Consider the following 15051-nt stretch of genomic DNA (forward strand, 5'->3'; position numbering starts at 1 on the left):
CTTGTCGAGCCTTCCTGCCCACGTCGTGGGCCGCAAGACTCTCATAGGCCATGGATCAACCGATCGGGGTCAGGCCAGTCGGTTTCTCGGGGGTGAATTCGCGGGCATCGCGGAGTGGGGTGCAGAGTCTTGTGAGACGAGAGTCCAGAGACTTTCTGGTGTGAGCGTTCAGCCGGTGGCTGGTTTCTGGTTGCGAGCGTAGTAGGCCATCTCCAACATGCCCTGAGAAGCGGCTGCGATCTCGGGGTCTGGGAAATGCACGAAAATGGGACAAATTCGTATGACACGGGGTGGGACAACTCTTCATCGCCACAGGTCAAAGTTGCGCATCATGACTCGGAGAACGGGAGCCTACAGGCGGGCGACGAGATCGATCAATCCTTTCCGGGGCGTGAGCGCGTGGGTCATGGGGACGTCGTGCGGATCGACGGGTAGCTCGTCGAGCAGTTCGGCGTCGCGGATCACCGCGATCAGCCGCGCGTGCGGGTCGCGGCCGCCCAGCGAGCGGTCGTAGAAACCCCGGCCCCGGCCCAGCCGCACCCCGCGACGGTCCACGGCCAGCGCCGGCACCAGCACCACCGCGGCTTCGGCCAGAACCGCCGGCGGCAGCCACGGTTGCGGCGGTTCGAGCAATCCCCACCGCCCGGTGCTCAGCGTGCCGGGCCGGTATTCGCCCCACGACAACGGCATGGGCGTGTTGTCTGCGGTGGTGCGCGCGACCGGCAACAGCACCCGCCCGGTGCGCCGCAGCAACGCGTCCAGCATCGCGGCCGAGCCTGGCTCGGTGCCCACCGGCACGTAGGCGCACACCGTGCTGCCGCTGGTCACGACGCTTTCTGAGGCTTCCAGCCGCTCGCACAGCTGCCGGGCCTCGGCGGCGCGAACGTCGTCGGCAACGCGGCGCCGGGCGGCAAGCAGCTGGTCGCGCAGCGCGGCTTTGCTCGTCGTCGCCATGGGTCAACCATGACAGCCAGGCGTTTCCCCCCGCCACATCGACTCGGCATAGCGGAATGCGGGTTATCGTGTGAACAATGTCAAGTCCACACGTGGTGGTGCCACGCACTGCGGTCGTGCCCGCCGCCGGTCTCGGGACGCGCTTCTTGCCGGCGACCAAAACGGTCCCCAAGGAGCTATTGCCGGTCGTCGATACGCCGGGCATCGAGCTGGTTGCCGCCGAGGCGGCCGAGGCCGGCGCCGAGCGCCTGGTCATCATCACCTCGGAGGGCAAGGACGGCGTCGTCGCCCACTTTGTCGAAGACCTGGTGCTGGAGAGCACCTTGGAGGAGCGCGGCAAGACCGCGATGCTGGACAAGGTCCGGCGCGCGCCGCAGCTGATCAAGGTGGAATCCGTGGTGCAGAGCGAGCCGCTGGGCCTGGGGCACGCGATCGGCTGCGTGGAGCCACGGCTGGCCGACGACGAGGACGCCGTGGCGGTGCTGCTGCCCGACGACCTGGTGTTGCCCACCGGTGTGCTCGGGACGATGTCGAAGGTGCGGGCGCACTACGGCGGCACGGTATTGTGTGCCATCGAGGTGACGCCCGAAGAGATCAGTGCCTACGGGGTGTTCGACGTCGAGCCGATCGCCGACGATGACCACCCGGACGTGCTCAGGGTCAACGGCATGGTCGAGAAGCCCAAGGCCGAGGACGCCCCGTCGCTGTTCGCCGCGGCCGGTCGCTACGTGCTCGACCGGGCCATTTTTGATGCGTTGCGTCGCATCGAGTGTGGCGCGGGGGGCGAGGTACAGCTCACCGACGGCATCGCGTTGCTGATTGCCCAGGGCCATCCCGTGCACGTGGTCGTGCATCGCGGATCTCGACACGACTTGGGAAATCCTGGCGGCTACCTCAAGGCTGCGGTTGACTTTGCATTGGATCGTGACGACTACGGCCCGGATTTGCGGCAGTGGTTGGTGGCGCGATTGGGCCTGGCCGAGCGGTAGCCGGGCGGAAACCCGGCTGGCGGACGACGGCGGGCCGGTGACGTGCAGCGGTCCCGGGCGGGGATGCCCCGTCCGCGCAGTGAGCGGGTCGCCCGCGGCGGCGCCCGGCGGGTTTGAGGGCAGAGAGGCGCGCTGTGCGTTCGGTGGAAGATCAGCAGGCCCGGATCACGGCGGCCGCGGTGGCCCCGCGACCGATACGGGTGGCGATCGCCGAGGCGCAGGGATTGATGTGTGCCGAGGAAGTGGTGACCGAACGCCCGATGCCCGGTTTCGATCAGGCCGCGATTGACGGCTACGCGGTGCGCAGCGTCGATGTCCTCGGCGTCGGCGAGGTGGGCAGCGACAGTCTTCCCGAGCCGTTCGACGACTCCGGCGAGAACGACCGGCGCGAGGGCCTGGTGCTGCCGGTGATGGGCACCGTCGAGGCCGGCTCGCGCACCCCCAGCCGGTTGCAGCCGCGCCAGGCCGTGCGCGTGCAAACCGGGGCCCCGCTGCCCACGCTGGCCGACGCGGTCCTGCCGTTGCGGTGGACCGACGGCGGAACGCAGCGGGTGCGGATCTTGCGCGGCGCCCCGTCGGGCGCTTACGTGCGCCGCGCCGGCGACGACGTCCAGCCCGGCGACGTCGCGGTGCGCTCCGGGACGGTCATTGGTGCGGCGCAGGTCGGGCTGCTGGCCGCGGTTGGCCGCGAACGGGTGCTGGTCCACCCCCGCCCCCGGGTGACGATCATGGCGCTGGGTGGCGAACTGGTCGACATCTCGCGCACTCCGGGCAACGGGCAGGTCTACGACGTCAACTCCTATGCGCTGGCGGCCGCGGCCCGCGACGCCGGTGCGGAGGTCAACCGCGTCGGCATCGTCGGCGGGGGCCCGCGCGAGCTGCGCGAGGTCGTCGAGGGCCAGGTCAACCGGGCCGAGGTAATCGTGATCGCCGGCGCGGTTGGGGGCGCCGCTGCCGAGGCGGTGCGCCAGGTGCTGTCCGAGCTCGGCGAGTTAGAGGTCGTTCGGGTGGCCATGCACCCGGGATCCATCCAGGGTTTCGGGCAGCTGGGCCGCGAGGGCGTCCCGACGTTCCTGTTGCCCGCCAACCCGGTGAGCGCACTGGTGGTGTTCGAAGTGATGGTCCGCCCGCTGATCCGGTTGTCGCTGGGCAAGCGTCAGCCGATGCGTCGTATCGTGCAGGCGCGCACGCTGTCGCCCATCACGTCGGTGGCCGGGCGCAAGGGATTCCTGCGCGGGCAGCTGATGCGTGACCAGGAGAGCGGGGAGTATCTGGTGCAGGCGCTCGGGGGTGCGCCCGGCGCGTCGTCGCACCTGCTGGCCACCCTCGCCGAAGCGAACTGTCTGGTGGTGGTGCCCAGTGGCGCCGAGCAGATCCGCACCGGCGAAATCGTCGACGTCGCCTTCTTGGCTCAGCGCGGCTGAGCGAAACGACTGCACGCACGGTGAACCTGTTGCGCTCCAATTCCCGCCATCCAGGATGGCCGATGAGCGTTGGGCCGCTTAGGGTTCCGGCCGGCGTCGTCCGGTTGCGGGCGGTGCGGCTGCGCGATGGCGCGCAGTGGAGCCGCATCCGGTTGACCGATCGTGCGCACTTGGAACCGTGGGAGCCCAGCTCCGAGGGTGACTGGACGTCCCGGCATGCGGTGGCCGCCTGGCCGGCGTTGTGTTCCGGTCTGCGCGCCGAGGCGCGGCAGGGGCGCATGCTGCCCTACGTCATCGAACTCGACGGTCGGTTCTGCGGCCAGCTGACCATCGGCAACGTCACCCACGGCGCGTTGCGGTCGGCTTGGATCGGGTACTGGGTGCCGCGGTCTGCCACCGGCGGCGGCGTGGCCACCGCGGCGTTGGCGCTCGGCCTCGACCACTGCTTCGGCCCGGTCATGTTGCACCGGGTGGAGGCCACCGTGCGTCCGGAAAACGCCGCCAGCCGGGCCGTGCTGGCAAAGGTGGGCTTCCGCCAGGAGGGCCTGTTGCAGCGCTACCTCGAAGTCGACAGGGCGTGGCGCGATCACCTGCTGATGGCCATCACCGTCGAAGAGGTCAGCGGATCGGTGGTATCGACGCTGGTCCGTGCCGGTAACGCCAGCTGGGTATGACCCGCTCTCGCCAGATCACCGGCTCGCGCCCTCCCCGGGATCTGCGGCGGCTCGGCGGGTGCCCGAATCGTTGCCATCCTGGGACTAGCGCGACACGAGTGACTCGTGGTGCTTGTGGGAGGCAAATTACAGGTGTGTAATTGTCCTGGTCAGTACGACCCGGCCGCGTTGGCCACCAGTGGCTTCGCGGGGGATGGACACCGAAGAGAGCAGGTCATCATGCCAAGCATCCCGCAGTCATTGTTGTGGATATCGCTCGTGGTGCTATGGCTGTTCGTCTTGGTGCCGATGCTGGTGAGCAAGCGCGACGCGGTGCGGCGCACCAGCGACGTGGCCTTGGCAACCCGCGTGCTCAACGGCGGGGGGAGCTCCCGGCTGATCAAGCGCAGCGGCCCGGCCGCCGGACATCGCAGCGATCCCAACTGGACGCCACCGGAGGACTCGGCCGACACCGACGTCGACGAGGAGCGCGACCTCGCCGACGATGACGACCACGAATCCGGCGACGACGCCGACAGCGATGAGCTGAGTCGCCGGCGCCCGGTCGTGATGAAAACGGCCGTCGCCGAGCCCACCGAGCCCGACTACCTCGACGTCGATGTCGTCGAGGATTCCCATGTCCTTCCGGCGGGGGCCGATGAGTCTGCCGCCGAGGCCGAGACGGCCGACATCGAGCCCGCCCAAGACGACGAGGTCGACACCGAGGCCGTCGCCAAACGCGACGACGCCGACGAGGACAGCTACGAGTACGTCGAGGACTCGTCCGGTCTGGAGCCCGCCGCCGAGGGCGACGAGTCCGACGAATCCGACTCAGAGGCACCGGCACCGGCACCGGCACCGGCACCGGCGCCGCTGCCGCGCAACGCCTCGCGGCGGCGCCGGTTCGACGACAAGACCGCCGCCGCGGTGAGCGCCCGCAAGTACGCCTTCCGCAAGAAGGTCCTGATGGTGATGGCGATGGTGCTGGCCGGCTCGGCCACCGCGGCCTTCAAGATCTCGCCGAGCGCCTGGTGGGTGTGCGGCACCGCGACCGCGATCACCCTGCTGTACCTGGGTTACCTGCGGCGCCAGACCCGCATCGAGGAGAGGGTGCGCCACCGCCGGATGAAGCGGATGGCGCGGGCCCGGCTCGGGGTGGAGAACGCCTACGACCGCGACTACGACGTGGTGCCGTCCCGGCTGCGACGCCCGGGCGCGGTCGTTTTGGAGATCGACGACGAGGACCCCGTCTTCGAGCACCTGGACTACGCGATGGCCATGCGGACCTTCGGTTGGCCCAGGGACCTGCCGCGCGCCGTCGGCGAATAGGGCGGCAGTTCGGCAGTTGGTGCCGCGACTGGTAGCCTGCTAGCGATCAGGGGCTATGGCGCAGTTGGTAGCGCGACTCGTTCGCATCGAGTAGGTCAGGGGTTCGATTCCCCTTAGCTCCACAGAGTTTGAGCAGGTCAGGCGAACGCAACGCGGAAGCCGTCCGCAGTGGTCTCGTCAAGGGTGTAGGTTCCACTGACCGCAATCCTCGGCAAGGACGTCGTTGACGTCGACTTCGAGTCCTCCAACTACGGGACCTGGATTCGACGCCGTACTTACCACGCGTTGGTAGAGAACCGCAAAGGGCTCGATGCGGCCGTGGGACCAGGACCGAGTCTGCCACGCCCACCGGTGGCCAGGAGTGCGCGAACTTCCGATAACGCCGTCGTCGGCGGCCCATCTGCAGACGTCGCTGCCGCCGTAAACTCCGGTGCGCTGCACCCCCAGCACCGAATTGATTCCGCGAAACCACTTGAGTGCCAACTTGTTCCAGGTGTCGTGGTTGATATCCTCGTCGATGCTGAAGAAAATCGGGGCACTCTGGCCGCCGCCGGCCGCGGAGTGCAGCGCCCAGGCGGTGCGAGCATCGGCGACGCCGCCCTCGAAGCCGCGCCTGAAGTCCGATGGCGCTGTCCCGCCTGGCTTGCCGTACTGGTAATTGCTGACGATCATCAGCCCGGCAGCGGTCAGCTGCTCGGCGTAACGCCGGGTGATCGGCTTGGCGCCCATCGACGAGCCGGGGCGCGATAGCGACACGTAGTTGATCACCCCCGAGTAGCCGGCGGCTCGAATCTGCTCCGCTGGAAGTTGGCGCATGGCGAAGTCGATCAGTTTGGGAGCGGCGGCGGCCGCCGCAGGGACGGTGACATTTGCTGAGGCCGCAAATAACCCTGGCAGCACGGACAAAGCGATCGCGTAACGGAATACGTCGCGCCGGGGGATACCGCGTGATCGCGGGAGGCGCACATTTCCCGACAAGTCCTGCATCGCGTGATGTTAAATTTGTGGGCTTTGCCTACAGAAGTAACGTGCAATATTCGATATCAAATCGGTCTTTACGGTTGACCGGCCTGAGCCCACAGCTAAAGCGGTGACGACGATCCTTGCGCTGGGCTGACGGGCGCTTGGCATGGTCGCAGGCCGGCGCGGGTACTGATCTCCTGAACCCGCGAGGAAGAGGATCTGATGGCGCACCGCGACCGCGATTCCACCGACGAGTTGTTGCAAGAGCTTCTGTTGGCCTACGGGCCGTGCGGGCAGGAGGACGCCGTACACGAAATCATCGCGCGCGAGTTGCAACCCGTCGTCGACGACATGTGGACCGACGACGCCGGCAACCTGATCGGCTATGTCGCCGCCGCCCCGTCCGCCGGTGACACCGGGGCATCCACCCACCGTCACCGCACTGAGGCGATCCCGGGCACCGCGACACGCGTCATGGCGCACATGGACGAACTGTCGATGATCGTCAAGCGCGTAGAACCCGATGGCACCCTGCATTTGACGCAGCTGGGCACCATGTATCCCGGAAACTTCGGACTGGGTCCGGTTGCTGTCCTCGGCGACAACGAAACCCTCACGGCGGTACTGACTCTCGGCTCCGAGCACACCACCCAGGAGAGCTCGCGGATCTGGGAGACCAAACCCGACCAGGGCGACCGCGCGCTGGACTGGGATCACGTCTACGTTTTCACCGGTCGCACCACCGACGAGCTGACCGCGGCGGGAGTGCACGCGGGCACCCGCGTCTGCGTCGACCGCAGCAAGAGATCGGTGGTCGAGATCGGGGACTACGTCGGCGCCTATTTCCTTGACGATCGCGCCGCGGTGACCGCCCTTTTGAACGCCGCGCGCTCGCTGCGCGAGCGCCAACAACGGCCCGCCGACGACGTTTATCTGGTGTTCACCACCAACGAAGAGATCGGCGGGGTGGGAGGCACCTACGCCAGTGCCACCCTGCCCGGCGACCTCACCCTCGCCCTCGAAGTCGGCCCCACCGAACACGAATACAGCACCAGCGTCACCGGCGGGCCGATCATCGGCTACAGCGACGCACTGTGTGTGTACGACAAGAGCGTCGCCGACCGGTTGCTCGAAATCTCCACCGACCGCGAGCTGTCCCCACAGGCCGCCGCGCTGGGCGCCTTCGAATCCGACGCGTCGCACTCGAAGGCCAACGGGCTGACCGCGCGCGCCGGCCTGCTGTGCCTGCCCACGCTGAGCACCCACGGCTACGAAGTCATCGCCCGCCGCGCAATCGACGACATGGCCGCGATCGTGGTCGATTTCGTGCTGGGGCCCAGCGGAAAGAAGTCCTGAAACCCGGCAACCGGTGGCGCGCAACGCGGCGACCTGCCCGCATCCTTGCCGGGGCAGCGACCCTGCTCATAACCTGGGCAACATCCGACCGCGGCCAGGTTCTTCGGGCTGGCGCGGTAGACGACGGCAAGCAGGCGGGCAGGTCATGGCATCACCGCGACGCGCAGAGCAATGTCGCGGTGCTGCGGGCGGCGGTCTGTAGCGGTGGCCGGACTGACCGGCGCCCGGGTGGACGAGCTGGCGACCATGGACATCTTCAAGGGATGTCCCGCCGAAGACCTTGCCCCGCTGGCGGGCCGCCTGCAGCCCCTGCGCGCCGCGCCCGGCCAGGTGCTGATGCGGCAGGGTGAGCAGGCCGTCTCGTTCCTGCTGATCTCCTCGGGTAGCGCCGAGATCAAACACGTGGGCGACGACGGCGTCGTGATCGTCGACCGGGCGTCCCCGGGGATGATCGTCGGCGAGATCGCCCTACTGCGCGACATCCCCCGCACGGCGACGGTCACCACCGCCGAACCGCTGACCGGCTGGATCGGTGACACCAGGGCCTTCGCCAGCATGGTGCACATCCCGGGCCTCACGCCGCGGCTGCTGCGCACCGTGCGCCAGCGTCTCGCCGCGTTCATCACGCCGATCCCGATCCGCGTTCGTGACGGCACGCTGCTCCTGTTGCGCCCGGTGCTGCCCGGCGACAGCGAGCGCACCGTGCACGGACACATCTATTTCTCCAGCGACACGCTGTATCGGCGCTTCATGACGCCGCGACTGCCCACCCCGGCATTGATGCACTACCTGTCGGAGGTCGACTACGTCGATCACTTCGTGTGGGTGGTCACCGACGAAAGCGACCCGGTGGCCGACGCGCGCTTCGTGCGCGACGCAAACGACCCGACGGTCGCCGAGATAGCCTTCACCGTCGCCGACGCCTATCAGGGCCGCGGCATCGGCACCTTTCTGATCAGCGCACTGGCCATCGCAGCCGACGTCGACGGCATCGAAAGATTCTCGGCGCGAATGCTTTCCGACAACGGGCCGATGCGCGCGATCATGGACCGCTACGGCGCCGTCTGGCGGCGCGAAGACATCGGCGTCATCACCACCGTGATCGACGTGCCCCACCCACGCCACCTGCCGTTCAGCCGCGATGAGGCCGAGCAGATCAGGCGCGTGGCCCGCCAGGTGATCGAGGCCGTCGGCTGAGAACGACATCGTCCAACCACTGGCGTGGGGGAGACGGTATGCCCGCGTCCTGTGCTATCAACTCCTCATGCGGCCGTTCGGGATTGGCCCGGCGGTGACCACAGCGCTCGCGTTGGCCGTCGCCGGGTGCGCTCATCCGCCCGCGCCCAAACCGCCGGCCGTCCCGGCGAAACCGCCGCCGAGCAACGCCGCTGCCGTCAACCCCGCCAACATCAAACGGGTCGTTCGCGACCTGCCGCCGGGTTACGAGGTGACCACCGGAGCCCCCAGCGCGGCCTCCCCGAGGGTGATCTGGAGCCTGGGGGACGATCTGCAAGCCAAGCCGGCCAAGTGTGGCTTGCTGGCCGACCCCGGAAACGGTAGCGACCAGTCGGCGCAGGGCGTGTCGGGCTCAGGCAGCGGCGGCATCGTCAACGCGGTGGTGGTGGCTTTGCCCGGACCGGTCGATCTGCCCGACGAGCTGGTCACCGCGTGCGCCCGATGGTCGGAGACCGCCGGGCACACCGTGGTGCATGTGCACCTCACCGGCGCGCCGCACGTAGCAGGCGCGCAAACCGTCGGCATGGTGGCCGACGTCAAGTCATCGGTCGAGTCAGGCACCGAAACAGATTCGCGCGTCTACACTTTCACCGCCTACCTGGGGAACTACTACGCATTCACCACGCTGACGACGGATCCGGGCTCAGCGCTTCCGGTGCTGCCACCGCAATTCGCCGCGGATCTGCTCGTCAAAACGGTGTCCACGTTGCGCGGCTGAGCTTCCCGCTTGGGTAGATTGGCCACGATGTCCAAGATGTTGCTCGCGGTCGCGGCCGTCTGCGTTTTGGCCGGCTGCTCATCGGCCACCCACCCCGCGAAGGTCGACATCAACAAGGTGGTCGACGTGAAGTCCAGCTTCGGACCCGAGTACAAGGTCAGCGACATCAACGAACGGGGAATCGACCCCAAGCTGCTGGCCGGCCGCAAACTGCCCGACGGGTTGACGTTCAACCCCGCAAACTGCGCGAAAGTGGCGGCCGGGCCGGACATGCCGGCCGATCTGCAGGGCAACATGTCCGCGGTCACCGCCGAGGGCCGCGGCAACCGGTTCGTGGTGATCGCGTTGGAGACGTCAAAAGCGTTGCCCGTCAACGATCCCGGAAAGGATTGCGCAAAAGTGACCTTCGCCGGCCCGCAGATGCGCGGCGGCGTTCAGGTGGTCGAGGCGCCGCAGATCGACAGCACCCGCACGCTGGGCGTGCATCGCGTCGTGCAGGCGCTGACGCCGGGCGGCCCGCGCACCGGTGAACTGTACGACTATTCGGCCGCGTTCGGTGACTACCAGGTGATCGTCATCGCCAACCCGCTGGTGATTCCCGATCGGCCCGTGGCCCCCGTCGACACCCAGCGCGCCCGCGACCTGCTCGTCAAAGCGGTGTCGGCGGTGCGCACCTGAGCGTTCAGCTTGATGGCGGCGGCCCGCCTCCCGCAAGCGGGAGGTGCCCCCGGCGCCCGGCTTCGCCGCGCTTGCGACCGCTCTAGCGCACCCCGCGCGGCCGGAACTGAATGCTCACCCGCGGCCCCACGGCTGCCGTCGTCTTGGGCACGGCGTGCTCCCAGGTGCGTTGGCATGATCCGCCCATCACCAGCAGATCGCCGTGTGCCTGCGGCAGCCGCAGCGACGGGCCGCCGCCGCGGCGGCGCATCGCGAAGGCGCGGGTGGCGCCCAGGCTGACGATCGCCACCATGGTGTCCTCGGTACTGCTGCGGCCGATGGTGTCGCCATGCCAGGCGACGCTGTCCGAGCCGTCGCGATAGCAGCACAACCCCACCGTGGTGAAGGGCTCACCGAGTTCGCCGGCGTAAATGTCGTTGAGGCGGCGGCGCAGCCGGGCCAGCTCCGGATGTGGCGGCTCATCGACGGCGAGGTCGTGAAAGCTCACCAGCCGCGGCACGTCGACCACCCGGTCGTACATGTGCCGGCGCTCCTCGCGCCACGGCACCGTCGACAGCAAGGCCTCGAGCAGGTCATCGGCGTCGGTCAGCCAGCCGGCGCGGATCTCGATGAACGCGCCGTCACTCAGTTGCCGGCGCTCGGTGTGTTGGAACAGGGAGCCTTGAACCGCGATCTCCACGCGATCGAGTTTATCGCACATTCGTTCGATGACGCGGGGCGCGCCGGGCGCGTGTGGCGGGACGGCGTGCCCTCACGCCGCTACGGTTGAGCTGTGGGTGTTGTCGAGCTGGGCACCAACTCCGAGGTCGGCGCGCTGCGCGTGGTCATCGTGCACCGCCCCGGTGCAGAGCTGCTCCGGCTGAACCCGCGCAACGTCGACCAGCTGCTGTTCGATGGCCTGCCGTGGGCCGCTCGCGCGCAAGACGAGCATGACCAGTTCGCCGCGCTGTTGCGGTCACGCGGCATCGAGGTGCTGTTGTTGTCGGATCTGCTTACCGAGGCGCTGACGCACAGCGGAGCCGCGCGGATGCAGGGCGTCGCGGCCGCCGTCGACGCGCGACGGCTCGGAGTGCCGTTGGCGCAGGAACTCTCGGCATACCTGCGGGGGCTCGAGCCGGCCCGGCTGGCCCAGGTGCTGATGGCCGGCATGACGTTCAACGAGTTGCCGGCGGACACCCGGACCGATGTCTCGCTGGTGCTGCGCATGCACCACGGCGGCGATTTCGTCATCGACCCGCTGCCCAACCTGGTATTCACCCGCGACTCGTCGATCTGGATCGGCCGGCGGGTGGTGATTCCGACGCTGGCGCTGCACGCCCGCGCCCGCGAGGCGTCGCTGACCGATCTCATCTACGCCCACCACCCGCGGTTCACCGGCGTACGCCGCGCCTACGAATCGCGCACCGCCCCCGTCGAGGGCGGTGACGTGCTGCTGCTGGCGCCCGGCGTGGTCGCCGTCGGGGTGGGGGAACGGACCACCCCCGCCGGTGCGGAAGCTTTGGCCCGCAGCCTGTTCGACGACGGCCTGGCGAACACCGTGCTGGCGGTGCCGATCGCCCAGCGGCGTGCCCAGATGCATCTGGACACGGTGTGCACGATGGTCGACACCGACACAGTGGTGATGTATGCCAACATCGTCGACTCGTTGTCGGCGTTCACCATTGAGCGCACACCCGACGGCGTCGCCATCGGCGATGAGGCCCCATTCCTGGAGGCGGCCGCCAAGGCGATGGAAATCGACAAGCTGCGGGTCATCGACACCGGCCTGGATCCCGTTGTCGCCGAACGCGAGCAATGGGACGACGGCAACAACACGCTGGCGCTGGCGCCCGGTGTGGTGGTCGCCTACGAGCGCAACGCGCAGACCAACAGCCGCTTGCAGGACGCCGGTATCGAGGTGCTGACCATCGCCGGGTCCGAGCTGGGCACCGGCCGCGGGGGTCCCCGCTGCATGTCCTGCCCCGCGGCCCGCGACCCGCTGTGACGACGCCGCGAAACTGCAACTGGCAACGCGTTTCCCGGGTGGGGCCGTCGCTAGTTGCAGTTTCGCGGAGAAACAACTACCGCCAACTGGGCAGCCAGATCTCCATGTTCCATGTCTGCTGCGAAATCGGCAGACCGGTGAGCACCGGGAACAACCACGCGAAGTTGGTCACCACCAGCGCCACGTACGCGCAGACGGCGATCAACCCCAGCGTGCGCCGCTCCGAATTCGGCTGCAGCCGCAGCCGCCGGGGCGGCGCGCCGGGGGTGTAGAGGACGTCGCCGCAAATCAGCGCGATGGCCATCACCAAAAACGGCGCCATGGTCGCCGCGTAGAAGAAGTACATCTGCCGATCGATGTCGGCGAACCAGGGCAACCAGCCCGCGCAGTAGCCGACCAGCACCGCAGCGTACCGCCAGTCGCGGCGGACCAGCATGCGCCACAACGCGAAAACCAAAACCGGCACCGCCAGCCACCACATCGCCGGCGTGCCCACCAACATCTCGGCCTTGACGCACGATTGGGCACCGCAGCCGGGGACGTTCTGCTGGTCGATGGCGTAGAGCACCGGCCGCAACGACATCGGCCAACTCCACGGTTTCGATTCCCACGGGTGGTAGTTGCCCGCGGAGTTCGTCAGGCCCGCATGGAATTCGAATGCCTTGGCGCTGTAGTGCCACAGCGATCGGATGGCGTCGGGCAACGGCACGACCGAGCGGGGACCGATCGTCTGGCCCACCTCGTGCCGGTCGATGGCGGTCTCGGAGGCGAACCACGGTGCGTAGCTGGCCAGATACACCAGCACGGGGATGACGGCCAGCGCGTAGGCGGTGGGGATGAGGTCACGGCGCAAGGTGCCCAGCCAGGGGCGGGTGACCTGGTACTGGCGCCGCGCGGCCACGTCGAACGCCAGCGACATCGCCCCGAAGAACAGCACGAAGTACAACCCGGACCACTTTGTGCCGCAAGCCAATCCGAGCAGGATCCCGGCGCCGAACCGCCACCACCGCACGCCCAGCCGCGGGCCCCACACTGTGTCGGCGTTGCGGCCCTCCTGCAGCGCGATGTGCATCCGTTGCCGAACCTGATCGCGGTCGACGATCAGCGCGCCGAACGCCGCGACCACGAAGAAGGTGAGGATGCCGTCGAGCAGCGCCGTCCGCGACGCGACAAAGCTGACGCCGTCGCAGATCACCAGCACGCCGGCGATCGCGCCGATCAACGTCGAGCGGCTGATCCGCCGGACGATCCGCATCACCAGCGCCACCATCACCACGCCGAGCAATGCGCCGGTGAACCGCCAGCCGACGCCGCTGTAGCCGAAGATCGCCTCGCCGAAAGCGATCAGTTGCTTGCCGACCGGCGGATGCACGACCAGGCCGAACCCGGGATTGTCCTCCACGCCGTGGTTGTGCAGCAGCTGCCAGGCCTGGGGGGCGTAGTGCTTCTCGTCGAAGACCGGGGTGCCGCCGTCGGTGGGCGAGCCCAGGTTCAAAAAGCGGGTGATCGCCGCCGCCACCGCGATGACGCCGGTCACCACCCAACCGCGGACCTGATCGGTCGGGCCGAAGTCGACCACCGGGACCAGCGGCCCGGGGCTGACGACGGGCACCACGCGCCGCGTCTCGGCACCCTCGATGTGCAAGGGGGATTCGCGGGGCGGGGCAGTCATCGGTGTCGATCGTAGGCTGTCCGTCATGACCACCGGCCGCCTGTTGCTGGGCGCGACCCCGCTGGGCCAGCCGTCGGATGCCTCGCCTCGCCTGCTGGACGCTTTGGCCCGGGCCGATGTGGTGGCCGCCGAGGACACCCGGCGGGTGCGCACCTTGGCCAAGGCCCTCGAGGTGCGCATCGCCGGCCGGGTGATCAGCATGTTCGACCAGGTCGAGAGCTCCCGGGTGGACTCGATCGTCGAGGCGATCCGCGCGGGCGCGACGGTGCTGGTGGTCAGCGACGCCGGGATGCCGCTGATCAGCGACCCCGGCTACCGGTTGGTGACGGCCTGCGTCGAGGCCGGCCTGCCGGTGCGATGCCTGCCGGGGCCGTCGGCGGTGACGACCGCGCTGGCCGTGTCCGGTCTGCCGGCCGAGAAGTTCTGCTTCGAGGGGTTCGCGCCGCGCAAGAAGGCGGCGCGGCGGAGCTGGCTGGATTCACTGGCCGAAGAGCGGCGCACGTGCGTGTTCTTCGAATCCCCGCGGCGGTTGGCGGCTTGTCTGCAGGACGCCGTCGAGCGGCTCGGCGGCGCACGCCGGGCGGCGATCTGCCGGGAGCTGACCAAGGTGCACGAGGAGGTGGTGCGCGGCTCGCTCGACGAGCTGGTGGCCTGGGCGGCCGACGGGGTGCTCGGTGAAATCACCGTGGTGCTCGCAGGCGCCACCCCGCGCGCCGACCTGGTGACGCTGGTCGCCGAGGTCGAGGAGCGGGTCGCCGGCGGCGAGCGCATCAAGGACGCCTGCGGCGAGGTGGCCGGCATGCATCCGGGGGTGCGTTCGCGCCAGCTCTACGACGCGGTGCTGCGGTCCCGCCGCGACTAGGGCGTGTCTGGCAAAGATTTTGGATGTTGTGCCCGAGGCTTGAGTCATGTCGCGGTTTCAGTTGCTCACCGATGCTCAGTGGTCGTTGATTGAAGATTTGCTTCCGACTCGGACAGGCAAGCGGGGCAGGCCCTTTCAGGATGCCCGCTCGATGGTGGTCAAGTCCAGGGACGTGGTGTACGGGGTCGTCTTGTGATTCTTCGAGATGATGGTTCAAGCGGTCAGTGCCGCAG

The 15051-nt window shown here is 68.5% G+C and carries 14 protein-coding genes and 1 tRNA gene; 11 read left to right on the forward strand and 4 right to left on the reverse strand.

Annotated features, from left to right (window positions below):
- Positions 1 to 351: 351 nt before the first annotated feature.
- A complete protein-coding gene (locus BST14_RS25390) occupies positions 352 to 954 on the reverse strand; it encodes a 5-formyltetrahydrofolate cyclo-ligase (RefSeq protein WP_083067076.1) in 603 nt (200 codons plus the stop codon).
- A 77-nt stretch (positions 955 to 1031) separates the two neighbouring features.
- Here BST14_RS25390 and BST14_RS25395 point away from each other — a divergent pair, with 77 nt between their 5' ends.
- The 5 genes from BST14_RS25395 (at position 1032) to BST14_RS25415 (ending at position 5471) form a co-directional block, all read left to right on the forward strand.
- Positions 1032 to 1943 (forward strand): UTP--glucose-1-phosphate uridylyltransferase, encoded by a 912-nt coding sequence (locus BST14_RS25395; protein ID WP_083067077.1) that lies wholly within the window; start codon positions 1032 to 1034, stop codon positions 1941 to 1943.
- Positions 1944 to 2077: 134 nt separating this feature from the next.
- Positions 2078 to 3367 (forward strand): molybdotransferase-like divisome protein Glp, encoded by a 1290-nt coding sequence (glp, locus tag BST14_RS25400; protein ID WP_083067078.1) that lies wholly within the window; start codon positions 2078 to 2080, stop codon positions 3365 to 3367.
- Between the two features lie 20 nt (positions 3368 to 3387).
- Positions 3388 to 4041, forward strand: a complete 654-nt coding sequence (locus BST14_RS25405; protein ID WP_211280817.1) for a GNAT family N-acetyltransferase — start codon at positions 3388 to 3390, stop codon at positions 4039 to 4041.
- 219 nt (positions 4042 to 4260) lie between these two features.
- On the forward strand, positions 4261 to 5349 hold the full coding sequence (gene sepX, locus BST14_RS25410) for a divisome protein SepX/GlpR (RefSeq protein ID WP_083067080.1): 1089 nt from the start codon (positions 4261 to 4263) through the stop codon (positions 5347 to 5349).
- Between the two features lie 49 nt (positions 5350 to 5398).
- Positions 5399 to 5471: transfer RNA gene (locus BST14_RS25415), tRNA-Ala, on the forward strand.
- 55 nt (positions 5472 to 5526) lie between these two features.
- Here the strand turns inward: BST14_RS25415 and BST14_RS25420 are convergent.
- Positions 5527 to 6336, reverse strand: coding sequence for a DUF1906 domain-containing protein (locus tag BST14_RS25420; protein ID WP_083067081.1), 810 nt, complete (start codon positions 6334 to 6336; stop codon positions 5527 to 5529).
- Between the two features lie 198 nt (positions 6337 to 6534).
- On the opposite strand from BST14_RS25420, the gene BST14_RS25425 reads away from it, so the two are divergent.
- From BST14_RS25425 to BST14_RS25440, 4 genes are all read left to right on the forward strand, one after another.
- The gene (locus tag BST14_RS25425) at positions 6535 to 7668 is read left to right on the forward strand and encodes a M42 family metallopeptidase (RefSeq protein ID WP_083067082.1); all 1134 of its coding nucleotides are present in this window, start codon (positions 6535 to 6537) and stop codon (positions 7666 to 7668) included.
- Positions 7669 to 7839: 171 nt separating this feature from the next.
- Positions 7840 to 8865 (forward strand): acetyltransferase Pat, encoded by a 1026-nt coding sequence (gene pat / locus BST14_RS25430; protein ID WP_142279601.1) that lies wholly within the window; start codon positions 7840 to 7842, stop codon positions 8863 to 8865.
- A gap of 67 nt (positions 8866 to 8932) precedes the next feature.
- On the forward strand, positions 8933 to 9622 hold the full coding sequence (locus BST14_RS25435; protein ID WP_083067084.1) for a DUF5642 family protein: 690 nt from the start codon (positions 8933 to 8935) through the stop codon (positions 9620 to 9622).
- Positions 9623 to 9649: 27 nt separating this feature from the next.
- On the forward strand, positions 9650 to 10300 hold the full coding sequence (locus tag BST14_RS25440) for a DUF5642 family protein (RefSeq protein ID WP_083067085.1): 651 nt from the start codon (positions 9650 to 9652) through the stop codon (positions 10298 to 10300).
- Between the two features lie 82 nt (positions 10301 to 10382).
- On the opposite strand, the gene BST14_RS25445 is transcribed toward BST14_RS25440, so the two are convergent.
- Entirely contained in the window at positions 10383 to 10979 is a 597-nt protein-coding gene (locus BST14_RS25445) for an alpha-ketoglutarate-dependent dioxygenase AlkB (protein WP_211280818.1), read from the reverse strand.
- A 93-nt stretch (positions 10980 to 11072) separates the two neighbouring features.
- Between BST14_RS25445 and arcA the strand changes: the two genes are divergently transcribed.
- Positions 11073 to 12284, forward strand: a complete 1212-nt coding sequence (gene arcA, locus BST14_RS25450) for an arginine deiminase (RefSeq protein WP_083067087.1) — start codon at positions 11073 to 11075, stop codon at positions 12282 to 12284.
- Between the two features lie 76 nt (positions 12285 to 12360).
- On the opposite strand, the gene BST14_RS25455 is transcribed toward arcA, so the two are convergent.
- Entirely contained in the window at positions 12361 to 13899 is a 1539-nt protein-coding gene (locus BST14_RS25455) for a dolichyl-phosphate-mannose--protein mannosyltransferase (RefSeq protein ID WP_169926123.1), read from the reverse strand.
- A gap of 82 nt (positions 13900 to 13981) precedes the next feature.
- Here BST14_RS25455 and rsmI point away from each other — a divergent pair, with 82 nt between their 5' ends.
- On the forward strand, positions 13982 to 14818 hold the full coding sequence (gene rsmI, locus BST14_RS25460; RefSeq protein ID WP_083067089.1) for a 16S rRNA (cytidine(1402)-2'-O)-methyltransferase: 837 nt from the start codon (positions 13982 to 13984) through the stop codon (positions 14816 to 14818).
- Positions 14819 to 15051: the final 233 nt, after the last annotated feature.

This window comes from Mycobacterium arosiense ATCC BAA-1401 = DSM 45069, assembly GCF_002086125.1.
In the GTDB taxonomy this organism is placed as follows: domain Bacteria; phylum Actinomycetota; class Actinomycetes; order Mycobacteriales; family Mycobacteriaceae; genus Mycobacterium; species Mycobacterium arosiense.

Excerpts from the sequence above, each read along its gene's own strand:
- BST14_RS25425 (WP_083067082.1), top strand. The coding sequence starts at position 6,535 with ATGGCGCACCGCGACCGCGATTCCACCGACGAGTTGTTGCAAGAGCTT.
- BST14_RS25395 (WP_083067077.1), top strand. The coding sequence starts at position 1,032 with ATGTCAAGTCCACACGTGGTGGTGCCACGCACTGCGGTCGTGCCCGCC.
- rsmI (WP_083067089.1), top strand. The coding sequence starts at position 13,982 with ATGACCACCGGCCGCCTGTTGCTGGGCGCGACCCCGCTGGGCCAGCCG.
- BST14_RS25390 (WP_083067076.1), bottom strand. The coding sequence starts at position 954 with ATGGCGACGACGAGCAAAGCCGCGCTGCGCGACCAGCTGCTTGCCGCC.
- BST14_RS25420 (WP_083067081.1), bottom strand. The coding sequence starts at position 6,336 with ATGCAGGACTTGTCGGGAAATGTGCGCCTCCCGCGATCACGCGGTATC.
- pat (WP_142279601.1), top strand. The coding sequence starts at position 7,840 with ATGTCGCGGTGCTGCGGGCGGCGGTCTGTAGCGGTGGCCGGACTGACC.
- BST14_RS25440 (WP_083067085.1), top strand. The coding sequence starts at position 9,650 with ATGTCCAAGATGTTGCTCGCGGTCGCGGCCGTCTGCGTTTTGGCCGGC.
- sepX (WP_083067080.1), top strand. The coding sequence starts at position 4,261 with ATGCCAAGCATCCCGCAGTCATTGTTGTGGATATCGCTCGTGGTGCTA.
- BST14_RS25435 (WP_083067084.1), top strand. The coding sequence starts at position 8,933 with ATGCGGCCGTTCGGGATTGGCCCGGCGGTGACCACAGCGCTCGCGTTG.